General features: G+C 32.8%; 1 protein-coding gene. It reads right to left on the reverse strand.

Annotated elements, in window-relative coordinates; translation table 11 throughout:
* On the reverse strand, positions 1–852 hold an 852-nt coding region (locus tag FTV42_RS17375; protein WP_180039296.1), incomplete at its 3' end, for a LysR family transcriptional regulator ArgP.
* Positions 853–1010 lie beyond the last annotated feature (158 nt).

Below are 1010 nucleotides of genomic sequence, written 5' to 3' on the forward strand. Positions count from 1 at the left end.
GTCTGTAACACTTTCTAAATGGTAAGGTTGATGAATCCAATGATGCCAGTAGAGTTGAACTTTATTTTCTAATTCTGGACATAAATCAATCATTTCATCTTGATCATAGAGGCTATTTAATTGGAATTCTGGAACCATTCCGTAACCTATTCCAAGTCGTATAGCGGTCAAAAAAGATTCTGAAGAGGGTATTAAGTGAAAAGGGTAACTACCCTTTGTTAGACCGAATTGCTTTACTAAAATATCAAAATGAAGATGGTCTTTTTCATTAAATATTACAGCAGGTGCTAAGCATAGGGCTTGTCTATTTATGCCACTAGCAAACCATTTTTTTATGAATGCTTTTGTTGCGATCATTCTATATTTCATCACACCTAGATATTGAGAATTACATCCTTTCATAGGTTTAGGTTCAATTGAGATACACGCATTAACAATTCCTTTTTCTAGTAAGGAATATGTATGAGCCTGATCATCAACGATTAGATTCAGCAATATTTTATTTTTTATAAGTACATCTTTGAGGGTTGGAAGTAACCAGGTTGCTAGGCTATCGGCATTAGATGCAATAACCACTTTAAAAAATTCAGCTTGTGACTTATTCATCAAATCATGTAAAAAATTCTGTTCCAATCTTTGACTTTTCTTTAAATATTCAAATACTTGCTGACCTGATGTGGTTAATTTACAAGGCTTACTACGTATTATTAATAACTGTCCTAATTCTTTTTCTAAAGCTTGCAATCTTAAGGTTACAGCAGATGGAGTCAGGCAGAGCATTTTTCCTGCCTGATCGAAACTACCAGTCTCAACTACCGCTAAAAAGGCTTCGCATTGTTTTTTTTCTAACATAAGAATTATTTAGCCAACCCAAAATATTCTTAATTTTAATGAATAAAAAAAACAAATACACATAATTCAAATAAATAGATACTTCAGATAAGTCAATATGGTTACATTTTTAACAGGATTGGGGGTTGGGTTTTCTCTCATATTAGCCATTGGTGCTC

Origin of the sequence: Acinetobacter sp. YH16052 (assembly GCF_013417155.1) — a bacterium.
GTDB lineage: Bacteria > Pseudomonadota > Gammaproteobacteria > Pseudomonadales > Moraxellaceae > Acinetobacter.